Origin of the sequence: Salisaeta longa DSM 21114, from assembly GCF_000419585.1 — a bacterium.
Classification (GTDB): domain Bacteria; phylum Bacteroidota; class Rhodothermia; order Rhodothermales; family Salinibacteraceae; genus Salisaeta; species Salisaeta longa.
In genome coordinates this window covers 2,847,105-2,863,645 of record NZ_ATTH01000001.1, presented here as the reverse complement: position 1 = coordinate 2,863,645, position 16,541 = coordinate 2,847,105, and the positions used below count along the sequence as shown (strand labels likewise).

The window sequence follows — 16,541 nt, the reverse complement described above, 5'->3', positions numbered from 1 at the left end:
CCAGAAATAGCGCGAGGGCACCGGTTTTTTCCCGATGCCCTCGCAATGAACACACGCGCGGCGCGCTGTTAGCGGCCTGCGCCACTTCCTTGCGACGCGCTTCCGTCCGATGCGCGCCAGGTGTTGTTGTTGCGGTCCACATCCGGCAGCAGCTGCTCGGGGTCAATCACCACCTGCTGGACGGTTTTGGTGCCCTTGACGGTGAGGGTGTAGGTGTCGCTCGTGTAGAACGCGGCCACCGGAACTTGCCGCGTCATGGTGGAGCCATCGGCAAACGTAACCTGCACGTCGGACGGCAGCTGCATCTCGTTCTTGCTCACCACGGTGATGGCGCTGCTCGAATCGGTATCGGTCACCGACTGGACGCCCTGATCGAAGGTGTCGGTTTCGTAGAACCAGCTCCGCCAGAAGTAATCCAGCTCCTCGCCCGCCACATCCTCGATGGTGCGGAAGAAGTCCGACGGCTTCGGGTGCTGGTAGGCCCAGCGGTCGAAGTACGCGCGGAAGGCCGGATCGAAGCGCTCGGGGCCCAGGATGTGCTCGCGCAGCAGCATCAGGCCGGCCGCCGGCTTGCCATAGGCGAGGAAGCCCAGCGCCTGCGGCGGAATCCGATCGGCGTACGTCATGATGGGCGTTTCGCCCAGGGGCGTGCGCATGCCGCGGGCCACCATCTGGCTCATGCGCTGCAGGGCCTGTTTGTTCGTTGCCTCGCTGTCGTAAAAAGCGAGCGTCGAATACTGATTCATGAATGTGTTCACGCCTTCATCCATCCACGGCCAGCGGCGCTCGTCGGAGCCCACAATCATCGGATACCACTCGTGGCCAAACTCATGATCGGTGACCCCAAAGAGGCCCTGCCCGCGGGCTTCTACCGAGCAAAACGCGATCTGCGGATACTCCATGCCGGCTACGATGCCCGCCACGTTGATGGCCACCGGGTACGGATACGGCGCCAGGAAGTCGGAATAGAACTCGATGGAGTGCTGCGTAAACTTCGTGGACTGCTCCCAGCCCGGATTCTCCTTCGTCCCGATGCCCTCTTTCGGATAGAACGACATCGCCGTTGACGCCTGTCCGTCGCCGGTTACGGCCTTGGCGGCATCCCAGATGAAGGCTTGCGACGCGGCCCATGAGAAGTCGCGCACGTTTTCCGCCTTGTAGTGCCACGTCAGCGGCCCCTCGCCATCGGGGCGCGTGCCGGGGTCGCCCACCTCGTCCTTGCCGATGATGGTCGTCACCTCACGCGTGGTGCGCGCCTTGCGCAAGCGGTTGAGCTGATCGTTCGTGAGCACATCCTCCGGATTCATGAGCTCGCCCGTGGCGGCCACGATGTATTCGCGCGGCACGGTAATCTCGACATCGAACGAGCCATATTCCAGGTACCACTCGCCCTGACCGAGGTAGGGCATCGGGTTCCAGCCACTCACATCATCGTACACGTACATCCGTGGGTACCACTGCGCGAGCTGATAGACCGTGCCCTGGTCGACCTTCAGACGGCCCATGCGGTCGGCGCCGTACTTCGGCATGATGAACGAGAAGTCCAGGCTCAGCTCTACCGTTCCGCCATTCGCGGGCACCGGCTTGGCCAGCGTAATGCGCATACGCGTGCCTTCCACCAGGTACTCGGGCGTGTTGGTTACGCCGTTCATTGTGGTTTGCAGGTTGGAAATCTTCACGCCGCCCTGCGCAAAGAAGCCGCTGAAGCGCGCATCGGGCGGAATGATGCGGGCGCCGCGGCTGTCGGGCTTGAACAAGTTCTGATCGAGCTGCACCCACAGGTGCTCCAGGCGCTGCGGGGAGTTGTTGGTGTAAACGATCGTTTGGCGGCCTGTGATGCGATGCTCCGAGGGGTCGAGCGTCACGTCGATGGCATAGTTGGCGCGCTGCTGCCAGTACTGCGGGCCGGGCGCGCCGCCGCCGGTGCGGTACACGTCAGCCGACGGCATGTCGACCGGTTCAAACGATAGGTTGTGCGGATGCTCTTGAGCGTGCAGACCCGGCACGGCCCACACGGCAAACATCGCAACGAGGAGAAGGGAGCGCATCAAGGAACGCATAGGGCACAGAGGGTTGGGCAAAAACTGTCGGAACCGATATTAACATAACGAGAAGTGGGGGGCAAGGGAAAACAAAAAAAGCGTGCAGGCCAAGTCATAAGCGCTTCCCCTGGTGCAGTCGGCCTCAAAACCATTTGTATCGATCAGGCTGTGTTTGACTTCCCCTCGCGGACAGCGCTCGGTTGGACAGCTGCTGCTATGTTGTTCTGCATCGCTGTAGGACCGCTCCCCCTGCTTCGAACGCCGTGCAGCTACGGCTTCCAGGGCTCACGCTCACGTTGATTTTTCAAACACAGCCTAGAGCGAGAGAATCCACAAATACGCTGGAGTTCTGTGAAGGATAAAGCATTTGCTGTCTGATACAGAAAATCGAAAGCTAGATAAGCAGCCGGGTGCTCAAGCAGCGATGATTGTGGCCGCGCGGCTCTCCGGTGCGTCCGAGACGCCGTTCGCTTCGAGGCCGGCATCCTCAGCATGACACACGCTGGTGGATTTTACGAAGCATGAGCCTCCTCGTGCACAGTCACAAGACTTATTTCTAGCGACAGCTACCTCTTTGCTTTGAGCCAGTATCAAACGGAGCTTAGAAAACAGTGCAAGGCACGTGCGAGGGCCGGGCCGCGCACCGCCGGCAGGTAATGCCCCGCACGGGGCCATCGGCGAAGGTGTGCATCCGGAAACAGGCGCCGCCAGCGGGCCCACGTGCCGCCAAACGCCGGATCGGCCGTGCCCCAGCCCAGCCACAGCGGCACGTTGCGCAGCCGCCGCAGCCGCCGTCCGATGCGCCGGAGCCACGGGCGCTCGGTGTGGAGGGACGCCGCGAGGCGCGCACTGCCCCGCCGCTGCGCCGGCGTCTGCTGGTACTTACGCAGCGCGCGATGCAGCGGGCCCCAGCCGCCCACGAGCGGCACCACCACCCGAGCAAACGCATCGTGGCGCACGACGGCCCGCTGCCCGAGGCGGCTCGCCATAAGCCGCCCAAACAGACGCGCATGCACGGCCTGGGGCGCGCCGGGCCACGTGTTGCAGAGCGCCAACGCTCGGATGCGCGCGGGCTGCCGGGTGGCAAGGGCGCAGCCGATGGGTCCGCCCCAATCATGGGCCACAAGCGCGAACCGCTCGATGTTCAGATGCTGCAGGAGGGCCGCCAGGTGCGCGGCGTGCGTTGCCGGACGAAGCGGCGTCGCCGGATGGGCGGAGCGCCCGAAGCCGATCCATGTGGGGGCGATGCAGCGCCAGTGCGGTGCGAGCCGGGCGATGACCGGTTGCCAGAGCGCGGCCGCCGTGGGGTTGCCGTGCAGCAGCACCACCGCGGGCCCGGCGCCGACGTCGGTATACGCGAGGGCGCCGGTGGGGGTGGAGAGATGCTGCATGGGGAGCCTTGGCGTGTGGTCAGGCCAGCGCCGTCAGACATCGAGTGGGCGGCGGTGGGATAAGTGGATGTGGAACGTGAGATATTGCATGTTAATCGGGAAATGCACGTCATGTGTAAAGAAGCTGATCTTTGAACTCCTCTGCTGTGCGGCTATTGAGCAGAGAAATGAGACGAAGCGCGCACTCGTAAGGCGAGCGGCGAAAGGCACAAATGATGCCAGCATGTGTACGCTCTTCTTCAAAGTACCGACGCGCTAGCTTTTCGAAATCGGTACGATTGTGCGTAACCAACATCATCTCCTGCTCAGCTGCAAATGCAAGCTGCTCTGCATCGCTTCGACCGAGCATTCCTTCGTCGCGTGTCGTGCACGCCCGATAGCCACGCCCTCGTACGATGTCGACAATCCGTACGTGAACGTCCTCGTCCAGATAGAGCCGGGCGAAGAGGTGGGGTGGTTCCATCAGATCCTCGATGAGCTAAGAGGATTTTCGGTGGCGCAGACGCCGGGTCAGCTCTTCTCCCGAAACACTTTTGCCAACCAAGTCCGCCGGAATGTGGTTGCGCTCGATGTGCGCGTTTATCTCGTCCTGATGATCGCTGTAATAGGCGAGGGCAGCAAAGACTTGCGCCAGCGTCAAATGGGGAAGTCCCTGCGGAATCTCTTCGGGCGGCGTTCCCAAACGCCACGCTTCAACGATGGACCGTACGGGCGTGCGCGTGCCCTTGATGATCGGCTCACCGTTGAGCACGTCGTCGCGGCGTATGATGTATGCGTAGGTTGTGGTAGCGTCCCGTTCCATCACCGACTTCTAACTGATAACAAAGCTTTTGTCTATTTTAACCTCTTCGGGGGCAGTGAGTTGCGCAAGGTGGCCGTTGGCGGTCGACTCAAGGGAAAGGCATCGGTGGAACAAGAAAAAGACGGATAGGAAGCGGGTCGTCCATCGGCGGTTACAGGGCTCGACGTGTGGTCAGGGCAGCGCCGTCAGACATCGAGTGGCCGGCGACTGTTTATTCTGACCGCCTACGCAGGAATCCTCGATACGCACGCGGTACGGACTCGTTACTACACCACTATTCTCAGATCTAAGCCCATGTAGTTGTGGAGAAGCACGTCCCGAAAACCCGCGAGCCGCGGACCCGAAGGGTCGAAGGTTGTAGGCCCCATGCTCCCGGGCCAGTCGCAGAATCTCCTCCCGATGGGCTCGAATGGTAGCATACATTGGAGGATAACGGTTTTGTGCATGGGCAACGTTTTTGTACCCATAGCCATCGGAGACAGTTTGCTCCGGCCGGTCCAACACACGCTACCGCCCAGCATCGCCCCCTCCGTCCTCCACTCGCCATTCGTTCGTCCGCCGCAGCACCTCTTCGTTTGCTACGTGAGAAAGGCGAAACGACTCATGTCAATAATTACCTTCGGTTAGTCGTCTGCGGCCCGTGTCGCTTCGCTCATTTGAAACCAGCTGCGTGAAACCGGCCGCGCGAATCGTTGAAGCGACAGTCCACCGACGACGCCCCCTCGCGGTGGCCGACTATCTCTCCCATTTCCTGCATCCTAAACCCTTGGATCCGGAACGAGAGGTCGACTTGATCGCTTCCACGATTCAACCATCGCAGAGCGACCTGCTCAGTAAAGCTCGACGACGCCTGCATCGGGATTCTCGTGCAGCTGCTCTACCGCGTCTCGGTTCTGCCGGAGGATGGTCTCAATCTCTTGCGTCGTGCAACTGCCGGGGCGGATCCACACGACATGGGGAGGAAACCCTCTGAGCATACTCATCTCCTCGAAATCGGCATCTTTGGTCACGACCGTCAGTTCACGCTCATGCGCATAGTCCCAAACCTCACGATCGAGGGCGCGATCCAGTCCCACGTCCGACACGTGAACCGAGTCGGGATAGACATCAGCGAGGTGTTCGACCAAGGTAGGCGACAAATTTTGATCGAACAGAAGCATCACGGGTGCCCCACGCGCACCTTGCGTTCACGCTCGGCAGCGTACTGAAGACACGCCCGGATATCCTCTTCCGTCAGGTAAGGAAAATCCTCCAGGATCTCCTGAGGCGTCATGCCGGATGCCAGATACCCCAATACGTCATACACGGTAACCCGCATGCCGCGAATGCAGGGCTTGCCTCCCCGCTTACCTGGCTCGACCGTAATGATGTCGCGATAGTTCATGATGAGACCGGGGATCAGTTGTCATTTGTTATAGGATGAACGCAAGGCAAATAGGCAAGATTCATTACGCCCCCATCCTGCCTCCTGCAACCCTCCTCCCCCTGCTTCCAGTCATTCGCAACGCTCCATTCACCACTCGCCATCCACGACGCGCTGTTCTCCTACACCTCCACGGGCCGGTCGGCGTAGTAATCCTGGACCCAGTCGGCGAATTTCTGGAGGCCGTCCCCAATCGGCGTGTCGGGCTGGTAGCCGAGGAGCTCCCGCGCCTTCGTGATGTCCGCGTAGGTGCGCTTCACGTCACCCGGCTGCATCGGAAGGCGCTCAATCTTAGGCTCGATGCCGAGGGCCTGCCCGATGCCGTCAATCAGGGCCTTGAGCTGGGTCGTCTCCGAGCCGCCGAGGTTGATGATCTCGTACTCGGGCGTCTCCAGCGCGTGCGCCCGGTGCAGGCTCGCCACGATGCCATCGACGATGTCCGCGACGTAGGTGTAGTCGCGGCTCGTCGTCCCGTCGCCGTACATCGTAATGGGCTGGCCGGTGAGCAGCTGGCGCGCGAACTTGTGGATAGCCAGGTCGGGCCGCTGGCGAGGGCCGTAGACGGTGAAAAACCGCAGGCAGTGCACCGTCATGTCGTAGAGGTGGTGATAGGTGTGGGCGATCAGCTCGCCCGAGCGCTTCGAGGCAGCGTACGGCGAAATCGGATGATGCACCGCGTCTTCTTCGCTGAACGGCACCTTCTCGTTGTTACCATAGACCGACGAGGAGGAGCCGAAGATGAAGGTCTCGATCTCCATCTGCCGGGCAAACTCCAGCATCGACTGCGTACCCGTGATAGAGCAGAGACTACTTACTGCTCTGAAAGCAAATAATCATACAAATCGAGCCACTCTTCGACGACTTCTCGCTCCGCAAATTCGTCGATTGCTTTTTTCCGGCTCGCTGTCCCCATTGTCTTACGCAATGTTGGATTTCGGACAAGCTTTTCTACGGCCTCTGCCAGATGCTCAGGACTGCGCTTCGGGATGACAAAGCCATTCTTTCCAGCTTCCACCACGCGGCGGCACGCTTCAATATCTGTTGCCACAAGTGGCAAGCCCGTTGCTGCTGCCTCCACCAAAAATCGAGGGAGCCCTTCATTGTAGTGAGTGGGCAGCACCGCTATATCAGCGCGGTTTAACAGATCGGGCATGTCGGAGCAGTAGCCGAGCCAGTTGATGATCCCCGACTGATCCCACTCTCGCAATTGATCCTCAGGCACGAATCCCGGTGTCTCGGTGTCTGGCTCTCCCGCCAGCCAGAACTCCACGGGAACGCCGTCCTCATGCAGTGTTTGCGCTGCCGACACAAACTCCTGCACCCCTTTATCCCAAAGAAGACGGGCGGCCATAAGCACAACAAGATCCTCTTCATCGGATTTGCCGTTCGGACGAGCCTGGAACCGCTCCGTGTTGACGAACTCGCTGATCATCACTCGGGTGCGCTCCGATTTAACCAGATATTGCTGCAGAAATGTATTCTGGTCTACCTTATTGGAGAAAGTGGTGAAGACATGATTGCGCCGCATGGCAAATCGCATAACAGGAAGCATGAGCGCGCGAAGTAGCTTCGCCTCAGGCCGCTGAGAAAATAGAAACCCGATTCCCATGAATGAATTGAGAAGTTGCGGAGGCTCTTCCCACACACCTCGCCACGTATTTATCTGTGCGGCGAGCGCTCCGTAAAGATTGGGCTTAATCGTGTCATGATGGATGAGATCGGGAGATTCCTGTTCGTAAATTTGTGCCAGCTTCCAGATGGCGTTCAGCTCCGCAAACAGGTTCAGGCTACGTCGCTCAAGCGGCCATTCAATCCATCGAAAGCCGTCTGCTTCCAATTCGTCGACATATTTACCATAGGGAGAGATGAGTGTAACATCGTATCCTTGCTGCTTAAGGGAAGCAGCTAATGCCATCCGAAAATTATAAATTACCCAGTCCCAGTTGGCGACTAAAAGTACGTTCTTAGTATTCATTCAAACATTCTATACTATATAGAGTAGAACAAAACTGTGATACAATAAAATCATGTCAAATTGTACATATTAATAACGATTCATGATGATCATGAAGCGGAGAATCAAATTATCAACCAGACGATTACGCTGAACATCGGGTTTAAGGGAGTAAAAGAAACGGGACAGCGATCCCTCCTTAGACCTCACAAACCGCTCCACTAACTGACAATCCACTGTATCTAACTCACTTCTAAAACATGACAAGAACTCTTCCGCCTGGTCGCGTGGGCGAAAGACATCATTTTTCCAGTTTCGGGTCAGAAAACGCTTGAACCGTCTCCGAAGCCGCTCAATTACGCTCGCTGTCGCCCCTAAGGTGTTGTTGCCATGTTGACGGTACTTCATCGTGGGTTCAGAGTCGTATATCACTCGTCCCATAGCCGCTACGGTCAGATAAATCCACCAGTCATGCATGATTGCATATTCGGGCTGGTGACGGTTCACGAGATCACGCGCACTCCGATTAATCACCGTTGTGCATCCAATTGCTACATTTTGAACAAGTGCATTTTTTAGACCAATGTAACGGGGTGTATCAGAGTAGCCGATTGTGGCGAGCTCTTCATCCACGTACTCCTGCTTGGCAAAGTATAAAAGGGGCTCGTCGTTCGTGCCTTTCATATCTTCCAAATATCTTACTGCACGACTAATTTTATTTGACTTCCATATATCGTCCTGATCACTGAAGGCGTAATAATCAACTTCGTCGGCAGTTTTTAACAGTTGGAAAAAGCTATCAACAACACCTAAGTTTTTTCCATTAATTAACTCAATGTTTTCGTGCTCAGATGTATACTCGCGCAGAATTGATATCGTGTTGTCACTCGATCCGTCATCACGAATCAAGAGGCGCACATCGGAATGATCTTGTGCCAGGATGCTTTCGATTTGCTCGCCTACGTACTTTTCGCCGTTGTACGTTGACATCAGTACTTGAACAGAATGACTCATAACTATTCAATTGATTTTAGCCAGTTGGTGTAGATTGATGGAACAGATCTTTAATCTGCCTGAATTGCCCAACAGCTTCCTTGTAAATGTCAAGTGACTTGATCGCTTCCAAAGCCCGCCTTTTTGCAACCTCTCGGTCTTCGTTCGGGAGCGGAATATCGCGTCGGTTGAACAGTGCGTCTCGCGAATCAGACCACTGCTCTTTCATCCGGCTCTGTACCCTCTCTTTGAGTGTACCGATCTCGCCAATTTCAAACTGGAGGTCAGTCGCTAACCTCACACGATGAACAACGCGGTCGACGTGTGAGGTCACCTCCTCAAAGCTAGCGAGCAGAACTTGGTCGGCGACCGTGCAAATGTACTGGTAGAACCGGACGTATCGAAGAACCGCTTCCCGCGGGTCCTTATCAAAGCGCGAGAGATAAGACGGAATCGCGTCCTCAGGATCTCGAAATACGACCACAGATGGAATTCCGTAGTAAAGAGACCGCTTGACGTTAGCAACGCTATGCGTGTGGTGACCAACGTCCAGGGATTGATTCGCACACTCTTTGAAGACAAAATACAGGTAACTATTTGCACAGGCTGGATAGCCCTCGATGCATAGATCCGTATCTGATGTACAAAATGCTTGACTGTGAATTTGCCCAAGCGCCTTTTGAAACGAACGAACCTGAGGATAGAGCCAGGGTCGCTCCGTAACCCACAAACGCAATTTTGACCAAGTAGTAGAGTTCATTTGCCACATTGTTTTAGCTATATTTTCCCGAAAGACCGTAATAATAACATTACTATTCCGCCGATATGTCAGTCTACGTCTACATTTTCACATCGGCAGTGCTACTCCGCACGAAGTGGTCAAGGACATAGCTGTAGACTTTCAAGGCTGTAGACTTTCAAGTCCGGTGCACAGTATGCCTCAACTCTTTCTCTGATCTCGCCGGTGATCATTTCTCTACGTTTCCTCTTTTCGACTGGACTTCTGTTGACATGTGGAATATCGAGTCTAACCCCAAAAATAGACTCGAATTTATCCGCGAACGCATCAACCTCCTCGATTACACCGACAAGATCAAACTTTTTATATTTTCAATTGCTTGCTCAATCGCCGCATCGGAATTGAGCTCGTTCTCTGGAATCTCATCGGTCAACTTGTGCACGAAATCTGAGCCAAGTCTTCGTCCTTCATCGGAGTGGGCGAATTCTTCAATACTGCTCTCAATTGCGAAGTGATCATGTTCTTTATATCGATTGTAAAAATATTGAGAGAACCAATTACTCACCGGGTCGCGAAGTATTGTCAGGTACCTCCAGCGGTTTGAGTGCTTTTCGTGCAGACGACTACTAAACCCGAAATGTCCTCCTATATACATCATCGACTCGTCATTCAGGTAATACGAGAGAATATGATTTCGGTAATCCATCAGACTCAGTCCCATATCGTCAGCAGCTTTCCGTGAGGGGGCGGCTTTCAAGTAATGATACCTTCCTGTGATCCATTTCCGAAACCCGATGGACTCTTCGAGAGCGCGTGTAATCGATGATCCACCGCACTTCGGAATGTGCAGAAAAAAATAGGCTCTTGAATTCCCCTTCCCTTCTTTAAAACACGCAAGAAACGTTGCAAATAATCAGTAGGATTTATTGAAACGCGCATTTACCTTTTGTCTTATTTCGGAGAGACTGTGGAGTGTGCCTGACTTTTGTACCTGTTGGGCAACTAATTTGGGCTAAGCCGCAGAGGCAACTTGCGAGGGTAATAGGCTCCAAAGGTGGACGGTTCCCAATCTGGGTAGATTCTACTTCGAAACCCAATCCATGCTGCAAACCTTTAAATTTTTTATTCCAGATTAGGCTCGACTTCTCGCGTAATGATAACATACCGCGAGCAACATCATAAAGAGCGGCGTAATCAGTAAGGGGTTTGTACCGGCAGCGATGAACAAGGCAATCATTGCATATCCCCATCCTTTGCTGGTCTGATTTTTCATTCGGATAAGCCGAAGTGCAACAACAGCGACACTCGCCGTGAAAGCAATAAACCACGGTAGACCGAATTGGCGAATTACATCTAAATGATCAAGCTCGATATTATAAGTTAATCTTCCCATTCCTTCGCTATAGAACTGTGTCCCTACTCCCTGTCCCCAGAGAAGGTACGCAGGATGTCCCCCCATAAGATCAAAGAATGAACGAATATGCCCGAGGCGAATCTTCGTTGTTTCGGCTTTTCCCGTGACTGTGGCAATAAGGTAATCAACATATGCCATTGTTACGTCGACGTTGACGATGTAGATGGCCACCGTGATGAGGATCGTCGTCATTCCGAAAACCCTCATTTGCACACGTAAAGATCCGTTTGTCAGAACGAACCAAGCAGTAAACAGACCGCAAAGAAGTATACCGGCCTTCGACACCGAAAGTGTCAAGGCCACAAAAAAGATTACACAGTAAACAAACTTGCGTTTGTAAAGGCAAAAAACATACGCAGGTACATAGAATAACGTCGCCTTAAAGTAGATGGAATGCCAAGTAAGGGGTCCTATCAAACGCTTGCCAAACTTTCCCTGTATGTCATCCAGGGTCCGAAGATAGTCGAAGGCAGCGCTTAGTGGCGGAAAGTCAGGAATCAAGAACATACCCAAGATAAGCACGATGGCCGTGACGGCAATCGCCAGAATCGACTTCAGAAAGACCCCCAAGGCCCATTTGCTTCCTCCTTTAGACAGAAGTAAGTAGTAGATGACTCCTACGTAAAACGGAGTGACCTGCGATGTCGCGACAGACAAGTTTCCTCCTTCAAGCATGCCTTTCAGCAACCCCCACGTTGGAATCACTCCAAAAACGAATATCACGACGAGAAAGGTGCCAAGGTCAACGCGTATCTGACTTGCGCTGAGCCCGACGTAGGCCCCGGCAAGAAGAATTGAAAGGTATTTGATCATCCATGCCCCACCCATGTCCACGACGTTGGAGAACATCATGAACCCGATGACGAAGGCGGAAGTCGTTCCGATTTCCCGGCGACGTTGTTGGGTGAGGTAATCGGCGTGCATTCCTATTCGGTCTGACTTTGCTTTTCGCTTTTCGAATCATCGACCGACGATCTCGATCTCGTGCTGGTATCAGGCGGAACGGTAGGGCTCAGAGCCAAAAGCGTGTCAAGGATTTCGTCGACACGGCTCTTCCAAGAGTTGGAATGAGCGTATGCAACTCGCTTCTGCGCCTTCTCTCCAGGTTCTTCTCGCAGAGCTTTTCGGAGTTGATCGGCAAACTGATCAGAAGTTTCAGCGATGTAGATAACATCTTCGAACCGGTCTACCGGGGACACCCGAGGACTAACTACGGGGTGCCCAGTCGCCAAGTACTCGTAGATTTTGAGCAAGTCATTTCCCGCTGTTGTATGGTTGGGGACCTTAAAATTAACGAGGATATCCGCTCGGCAGAGAGCATCTTGGAGATCGGCGTGCGGCACCGGGCCAACGAGTTCAACATTGGAGCGCTCACCGAGCCAAGTGGCCAAACGACGCCCTTTAGAGTCAGTGACAGGGCCGTAGAAACGAAACGTGAGATCGTCGCACGCTCGGATGACGGGTTTAACTAAGCCAGGATCAAGGGCTTGGTTCAACTGGCCCGCATACGCCACAACGGGGGCGTCGTTCTGTGTCACAGCGGCGGCTGGGGCAGCAGCACTAGCGTCTGGCATCACTACCCCATTAGGAAGCACATCGATCTGACAATTGGATGAAGCGAAACGTTTCTGTACCGCCTCAGACGTTGCAAACGCATGGTCAGTCCGATCGAGCACGCCGCGGTACACTGCACGGTACATTGACGCCAATCGCGGATTCTCGACACGGGCGAGGACATCGTCGACCAGATCTGCAACAACAATATCGCTATCGAGGAGAGGCATAGCTTGCGACAGATATAAACTGGGGGGGTACACCAACGTGCAAGTAGTCTTGCCTGATAGAGTGTCCCGAAAGCGCCGAATCGCCGCCATCTGCCAGCGAATCAGCCTGGTGTTGATGCGCCCCAGATAGGCCGGAAACGAACGATTGAGCACGGTCACGATCGATGTGACGTAGGTTCGATTTCCAACGGGTACGGGCGTGCGAGTAAGCAGCTTCCGAAGTTGCGTTGCGTATGCCGCCTTTATTGCTCCGGAAGCACGCCACCAGCGGCGCACTATACGAAGCGCTTCGGGAGCAGACACAGGTTCGACATGCAGGACGCTCTTGACACAGGAACGTCGCGCTAGTTCGCGAGCAAGCGCCTCATGACGCCGTCCGTAAAGTCCCCAGTCGGCGTGACGCCATAGTACCGTCACGTGAAGCGAGGCGCTGGAAAAGTCTGACATAACAACGAGACATCGAGATCAGATCAAAGGCGGCTGAAAAAATCGAGCGTCTGATGTGCCACAGGTGCCCATGCCAAGCCGTCGAGGGGTGCACGTGCAGGGCGCGGCGCTCGACTTCCCCACTCAATAGCGCGAGCAATATCGTCTGACTGCAATGGGGCATTGAACAACTGGACCCACTCACTCCCTAATCGATTCCGCAGGTCGGCCATGCTTCCTTGATTCGCTGCTAGCAACGGGCAATCGAACGAAAGGGCCAACAGCGCACTGCCTGAGTTTAGAAACGATCGCTGAGGTAGGATTACAACATCTGTCGCTTGGAAATACACTTGCACTCGTTCATTGGGGATGAACTCGAGAACGAACTGGATACGCGTGTCGCGTGAAGCAGCAGCTTGCACTCGTTGCTTCTCCTCTTCGGAGAGCGGATTTCCAACGATCAACAGACGCAAATCTTCCCCCTTTATGTTGCTGAAGGCGCGGATGAGATCCGGCACCTCCTTATATGGACGGATGGCGCCAAAGTAGAGCGCTACTCGATGCCTGGCCTTGAGTCCTAACCTCTCTCGTGCATCGCCGCGGTCCATCGTCTGAGGATAAACCGAGCGGTAATGACCATGAGGAATGACAGCAGCAGGCTTTTCCTGCAGAGCCGGATACGTCGCAAACGCACTGCGCTGTGCAGACCGAGACAGCGAAATTGATCCATGCACAAGCTCGGAAAATATTCTCCAGAATACAGGCTCTACCGTTGAATGTGTCGTCTCGTGCGCCATCAAGTTGTGAACTGTCCACACCACTCGTATTCCGCACAAACGGGCCCAAAGCAAGAGGCTAAGCAATCCGACCATACGGAGCACCGCAATGATGGGAGGATGCTTCTGAAAGAACCCCTCCGGCCAATGGAGGTGCCAAACTTCGTATTCTCCCCTAAAGAGCGACTCTAAACGAAACGGATCGGCCCGACATCCCTGCTGCTCCATTGCCCCGTACAGCAAATCACAGTAGGGGTTGCTCTCCTGTGAACGGGGTGTGGCGAGGATGCGCATCATTTCTTGTTTTGTTCGTGTGCGTTGGTCAATTCCCTATGCCGGTGGCCACTTCAACAAAGCCGCTCATTACGTTCCTCTTTGCTTACCCTCGCTGACTTCCGCTCGGAGTCCTTGCAGTTTCCGGTTTCCCTCCGCGACCCGCCGAGACACTCGGTCCTGTTCGTTTTCACTGAATATACGCTTGAACTTGTCTCCTCGACGAAGTTCGATGGGTCGTTCCGTTCGTTCCTTCCATACTTCGTCCTCCTGCACAACATCGGCGCTCACTGCCCTGTACTCCTTCAGCATTGCGGGATCGAACTCAAAACCGACCTCTTGCGCGATTTGACGAAGAACGACCTCCGTATTCTGGACGACATCTGCGTATGTGACGAGGATGTGCCCTGACACATTCCTATACGCGAGCGAGATCTCGATGTCCCGGAGCCATCGGTCGCAGCAAGCATCGATCGAAGCTGACTTTCCCCACTTCTCAGGATACATTTTGATTGCATGGTACAACGAAGCGACCGTATCTTCCCCGCGCCGCAGTAGGTGGACGACGTGGACTTTCGGGACCAACGCTTCGATGTCTGCAATAGAATACAGGTGACGCGGCGTCTTCTCCAGCCAAAACGAGGCGTCACGCTGCGATGCCAGTGCATCCAACGTTGCCACAAATGCCTCACAGATCGCAGAAGGTTTCAGCATCAGAGGGGACGCATGCAACCGATATGTATCCCACGCTCCGATGTTGCGGAAGTACGTTTCCATTGTTTCTCTCGCCTTTCGTGAGGCGAGCCCCAATCGATTTACCCACGGCCGCGCCGATCGCAGTCGAGGAAAGAAATGTGATTCGGGGAATGATGCCACATCTGGATGAGCTGCAATTAGCGACTGGAGCAGCGTCGTTCCGGATCGTGGGTACCCAACGAGAAAAATGCGTTTCTGAATACTCATGCTGTCTCTTCCACCTCGTGTGTCGGTTTGGACAGAGCCGTGATCTTGAGATGTCGTAGCTCGTCAATCAGTCCAGGACGAACGAGTAGAAGCACGCCTGAGAAAACTATAGCACCCAGACAAGCCCCCGCCGCAAGCATGGCGATAACAGATATATGCTTCGAGATACCATACGACAGCGTCAACACCGCTCCAGCTGCTATACCTGAGGCTACGATGGGGGGAAGGACTGCATCAATGTACCGCTTCCAGTTGATCTGTATGAGTCTGTGGACAACTCCTACTTCGACTGGCGCGAGAAGATACCCCATTGCAGTATATGTGACAGCAACTGCGAAAATACCCCACTGGACGGCAATCAGAAAAGCGGTAAAATTGACAATAGCTCGCAGCATCGTCAGACTCATGTTCAGTAGCGACCGTCCTTGCGAAAGAATCACTGGACTGTTGAAGTACAAAACAGAGTGCAAAATCCCAACGAAGCTGAGGACCTGCATGATTGGAACGCTGGCTTCCCATTTGGCCCCAAACGCTGTGGGAATGATGTATGGTGCAAGAACTGCTAAACCGACATAAATGGGGGCCGAGAGCATGACGGTATATTTGATCGCAGCATAGTAACTCTGCCGGAGTCGGTCGAGGTTGTGCTGAAGCTGGGAAAACACGGGAAACATTACGCGAGACCCGACGCTGGAGATCATCTGTGTCAGTGCTAACAGAATGCGGTATGCAACATTGTAATAGCCGAGAGCCGTAGAGCCTAGAAATCCTCCGATGAGTAGATCATCCATGCGTCGGTTAAAGAAGTTGAGAATGTTGGCCCCCAAAACTCCCAAACCAAAGCTGAAAAGATCTTTTGCGTGCAAGAAGGAAAACAAAAATTGGGGTGTCCAAGGACTCATCCACCACAGGATAATAGCGTAGATAATTTGATGTACGATTTGCTGAACGACTAAGCTCCACACACCGTATCCTGCGACAGCCATTCCAATACCAACACCAGCCCCACCACAGACTCCAATGAATCCACCGACGGAGAGAGCTTTGAACTCAACATCGCGCCGAAAAAGCGCTTCTTGCACACCGGTGAGGGCTCGAATTCCAAAGATAAGCGACATCCCCTGGAGTACATCTTCTAACTCCGGTTCATTGAACAGCACCGCAATCCACGGCGCGGTGAGCCACGTGACACCAATCAACCCAAGAGCCAGCGTCACATTGACCCAAAAGGCCGAGTGCACATGTAGATCATTCAGTGCATCTCGTTGAACAATGGCATCGGTAAAACCCTGATCAGCGATGACGTGAGCAAATGCAACAAAGACGGTCGCCAGAGCGACAAGACCAAACGCTTCCGGAGATAAGAGGCGCGCCAGTATCAAAAATGTGAGGAAGCTCGCAGCTTTGCTACCCCACTGATCTAATGCCATCCAGAGCAGGCCCGTAATGGTACGCTGCGCAATACTCATTGAAAGCAATGATTTTGGGGACAGGGTGTGTTCAAGCCGCAGGGACATCTACGCCAGAGCAACCTGCCATCGTTTCCAGCGGTTGACTTAAA

General features: G+C 54.6%; 16 protein-coding genes. All 16 read right to left on the bottom strand.

What is annotated here, in order from left to right; all coding sequences use genetic code 11:
* Positions 1 to 68: 68 nt before the first annotated feature.
* The 16 genes from SALLO_RS0111995 to SALLO_RS16940 all read right to left on the bottom strand — a co-directional run bounded on the left by SALLO_RS0111995 (position 69) and on the right by SALLO_RS16940 (position 16,449).
* Positions 69 to 2,060 carry a M1 family metallopeptidase gene (locus tag SALLO_RS0111995; protein WP_028567208.1) on the bottom strand — a complete coding sequence of 664 codons (1,992 nt, stop codon included), beginning with the start codon at positions 2,058 to 2,060 and terminating at the stop codon, positions 69 to 71.
* A 572-nt stretch (positions 2,061 to 2,632) separates the two neighbouring features.
* The gene (locus tag SALLO_RS0111990; RefSeq protein WP_022836550.1) at positions 2,633 to 3,433 is read right to left on the bottom strand and encodes an alpha/beta fold hydrolase; all 801 of its coding nucleotides are present in this window, start codon (positions 3,431 to 3,433) and stop codon (positions 2,633 to 2,635) included.
* 109 nt (positions 3,434 to 3,542) lie between these two features.
* The gene (locus tag SALLO_RS0111985) at positions 3,543 to 3,896 is read right to left on the bottom strand and encodes a DUF5615 family PIN-like protein (protein ID WP_022836549.1); all 354 of its coding nucleotides are present in this window, start codon (positions 3,894 to 3,896) and stop codon (positions 3,543 to 3,545) included.
* Positions 3,897 to 3,911: 15 nt separating this feature from the next.
* Positions 3,912 to 4,235: a DUF433 domain-containing protein gene (locus tag SALLO_RS0111980; RefSeq protein WP_022836548.1), complete on the bottom strand. Its 324-nt coding sequence runs from the start codon at positions 4,233 to 4,235 to the stop codon at positions 3,912 to 3,914.
* 830 nt (positions 4,236 to 5,065) lie between these two features.
* A complete protein-coding gene (locus SALLO_RS0111970; RefSeq protein WP_211214091.1) occupies positions 5,066 to 5,395 on the bottom strand; it encodes a DUF5615 family PIN-like protein in 330 nt (109 codons plus the stop codon).
* The gene (locus SALLO_RS0111965; protein ID WP_022836544.1) at positions 5,395 to 5,619 is read right to left on the bottom strand and encodes a DUF433 domain-containing protein; all 225 of its coding nucleotides are present in this window, start codon (positions 5,617 to 5,619) and stop codon (positions 5,395 to 5,397) included. Before SALLO_RS0111965 ends, SALLO_RS0111970 begins: the two co-directional genes overlap by 1 nt.
* Positions 5,620 to 5,780: 161 nt before the next feature.
* Positions 5,781 to 6,455, bottom strand: a complete 675-nt coding sequence (locus SALLO_RS16945) for a GDP-mannose 4,6-dehydratase (protein WP_228702829.1) — start codon at positions 6,453 to 6,455, stop codon at positions 5,781 to 5,783.
* Between the two features lie 14 nt (positions 6,456 to 6,469).
* Positions 6,470 to 7,633: a glycosyltransferase family 4 protein gene (locus SALLO_RS0111955; RefSeq protein WP_022836542.1), complete on the bottom strand. Its 1,164-nt coding sequence runs from the start codon at positions 7,631 to 7,633 to the stop codon at positions 6,470 to 6,472.
* A gap of 69 nt (positions 7,634 to 7,702) precedes the next feature.
* Positions 7,703 to 8,626, bottom strand: a complete 924-nt coding sequence (locus SALLO_RS0111950) for a glycosyltransferase family 2 protein (RefSeq protein ID WP_022836541.1) — start codon at positions 8,624 to 8,626, stop codon at positions 7,703 to 7,705.
* A 16-nt stretch (positions 8,627 to 8,642) separates the two neighbouring features.
* Entirely contained in the window at positions 8,643 to 9,365 is a 723-nt protein-coding gene (locus SALLO_RS18500) for a hypothetical protein (protein ID WP_157621436.1), read from the bottom strand.
* Positions 9,366 to 9,684: 319 nt separating this feature from the next.
* Positions 9,685 to 10,101, bottom strand: a complete 417-nt coding sequence (locus SALLO_RS0111940; protein ID WP_228702811.1) for a hypothetical protein — start codon at positions 10,099 to 10,101, stop codon at positions 9,685 to 9,687.
* A gap of 375 nt (positions 10,102 to 10,476) precedes the next feature.
* On the bottom strand, positions 10,477 to 11,682 hold the full coding sequence (locus tag SALLO_RS0111935; RefSeq protein ID WP_022836538.1) for a hypothetical protein: 1,206 nt from the start codon (positions 11,680 to 11,682) through the stop codon (positions 10,477 to 10,479).
* 2 nt (positions 11,683 to 11,684) lie between these two features.
* The gene (locus tag SALLO_RS18290) at positions 11,685 to 12,701 is read right to left on the bottom strand and encodes a glycosyltransferase family protein (protein ID WP_169577928.1); all 1,017 of its coding nucleotides are present in this window, start codon (positions 12,699 to 12,701) and stop codon (positions 11,685 to 11,687) included.
* A 311-nt stretch (positions 12,702 to 13,012) separates the two neighbouring features.
* Positions 13,013 to 14,041, bottom strand: a complete 1,029-nt coding sequence (locus SALLO_RS0111925; protein ID WP_022836536.1) for a glycosyltransferase — start codon at positions 14,039 to 14,041, stop codon at positions 13,013 to 13,015.
* A 66-nt stretch (positions 14,042 to 14,107) separates the two neighbouring features.
* Complete coding sequence (locus SALLO_RS0111920) at positions 14,108 to 14,980, bottom strand: sulfotransferase family protein (RefSeq protein ID WP_084696284.1); 873 nt, start codon at positions 14,978 to 14,980, stop codon at positions 14,108 to 14,110.
* On the bottom strand, positions 14,977 to 16,449 hold the full coding sequence (locus SALLO_RS16940) for an MOP flippase family protein (RefSeq protein ID WP_022836534.1): 1,473 nt from the start codon (positions 16,447 to 16,449) through the stop codon (positions 14,977 to 14,979). Before SALLO_RS16940 ends, SALLO_RS0111920 begins: the two co-directional genes overlap by 4 nt.
* Positions 16,450 to 16,541: the final 92 nt, after the last annotated feature.

What these genes read in the sequence shown, in the direction of transcription:
- SALLO_RS0111970 (WP_211214091.1), bottom strand. Translation starts at nt 5,395, where the DNA reads ATGCTTCTGTTCGATCAAAATTTGTCGCCTACCTTGGTCGAACACCTC.
- SALLO_RS0111995 (WP_028567208.1), bottom strand. Translation starts at nt 2,060, where the DNA reads ATGCGTTCCTTGATGCGCTCCCTTCTCCTCGTTGCGATGTTTGCCGTG.
- SALLO_RS18500 (WP_157621436.1), bottom strand. Translation starts at nt 9,365, where the DNA reads ATGAACTCTACTACTTGGTCAAAATTGCGTTTGTGGGTTACGGAGCGA.
- SALLO_RS0111990 (WP_022836550.1), bottom strand. Translation starts at nt 3,433, where the DNA reads ATGCAGCATCTCTCCACCCCCACCGGCGCCCTCGCGTATACCGACGTC.
- SALLO_RS0111920 (WP_084696284.1), bottom strand. Translation starts at nt 14,980, where the DNA reads ATGAGTATTCAGAAACGCATTTTTCTCGTTGGGTACCCACGATCCGGA.
- SALLO_RS16940 (WP_022836534.1), bottom strand. Translation starts at nt 16,449, where the DNA reads ATGAGTATTGCGCAGCGTACCATTACGGGCCTGCTCTGGATGGCATTA.
- SALLO_RS0111965 (WP_022836544.1), bottom strand. Translation starts at nt 5,619, where the DNA reads ATGAACTATCGCGACATCATTACGGTCGAGCCAGGTAAGCGGGGAGGC.
- SALLO_RS0111955 (WP_022836542.1), bottom strand. Translation starts at nt 7,633, where the DNA reads ATGAATACTAAGAACGTACTTTTAGTCGCCAACTGGGACTGGGTAATT.
- SALLO_RS0111985 (WP_022836549.1), bottom strand. Translation starts at nt 3,896, where the DNA reads ATGGAACCACCCCACCTCTTCGCCCGGCTCTATCTGGACGAGGACGTT.
- SALLO_RS0111950 (WP_022836541.1), bottom strand. Translation starts at nt 8,626, where the DNA reads ATGAGTCATTCTGTTCAAGTACTGATGTCAACGTACAACGGCGAAAAG.
- SALLO_RS0111980 (WP_022836548.1), bottom strand. Translation starts at nt 4,235, where the DNA reads ATGGAACGGGACGCTACCACAACCTACGCATACATCATACGCCGCGAC.
- SALLO_RS0111935 (WP_022836538.1), bottom strand. Translation starts at nt 11,682, where the DNA reads ATGCACGCCGATTACCTCACCCAACAACGTCGCCGGGAAATCGGAACG.
- SALLO_RS0111925 (WP_022836536.1), bottom strand. Translation starts at nt 14,041, where the DNA reads ATGATGCGCATCCTCGCCACACCCCGTTCACAGGAGAGCAACCCCTAC.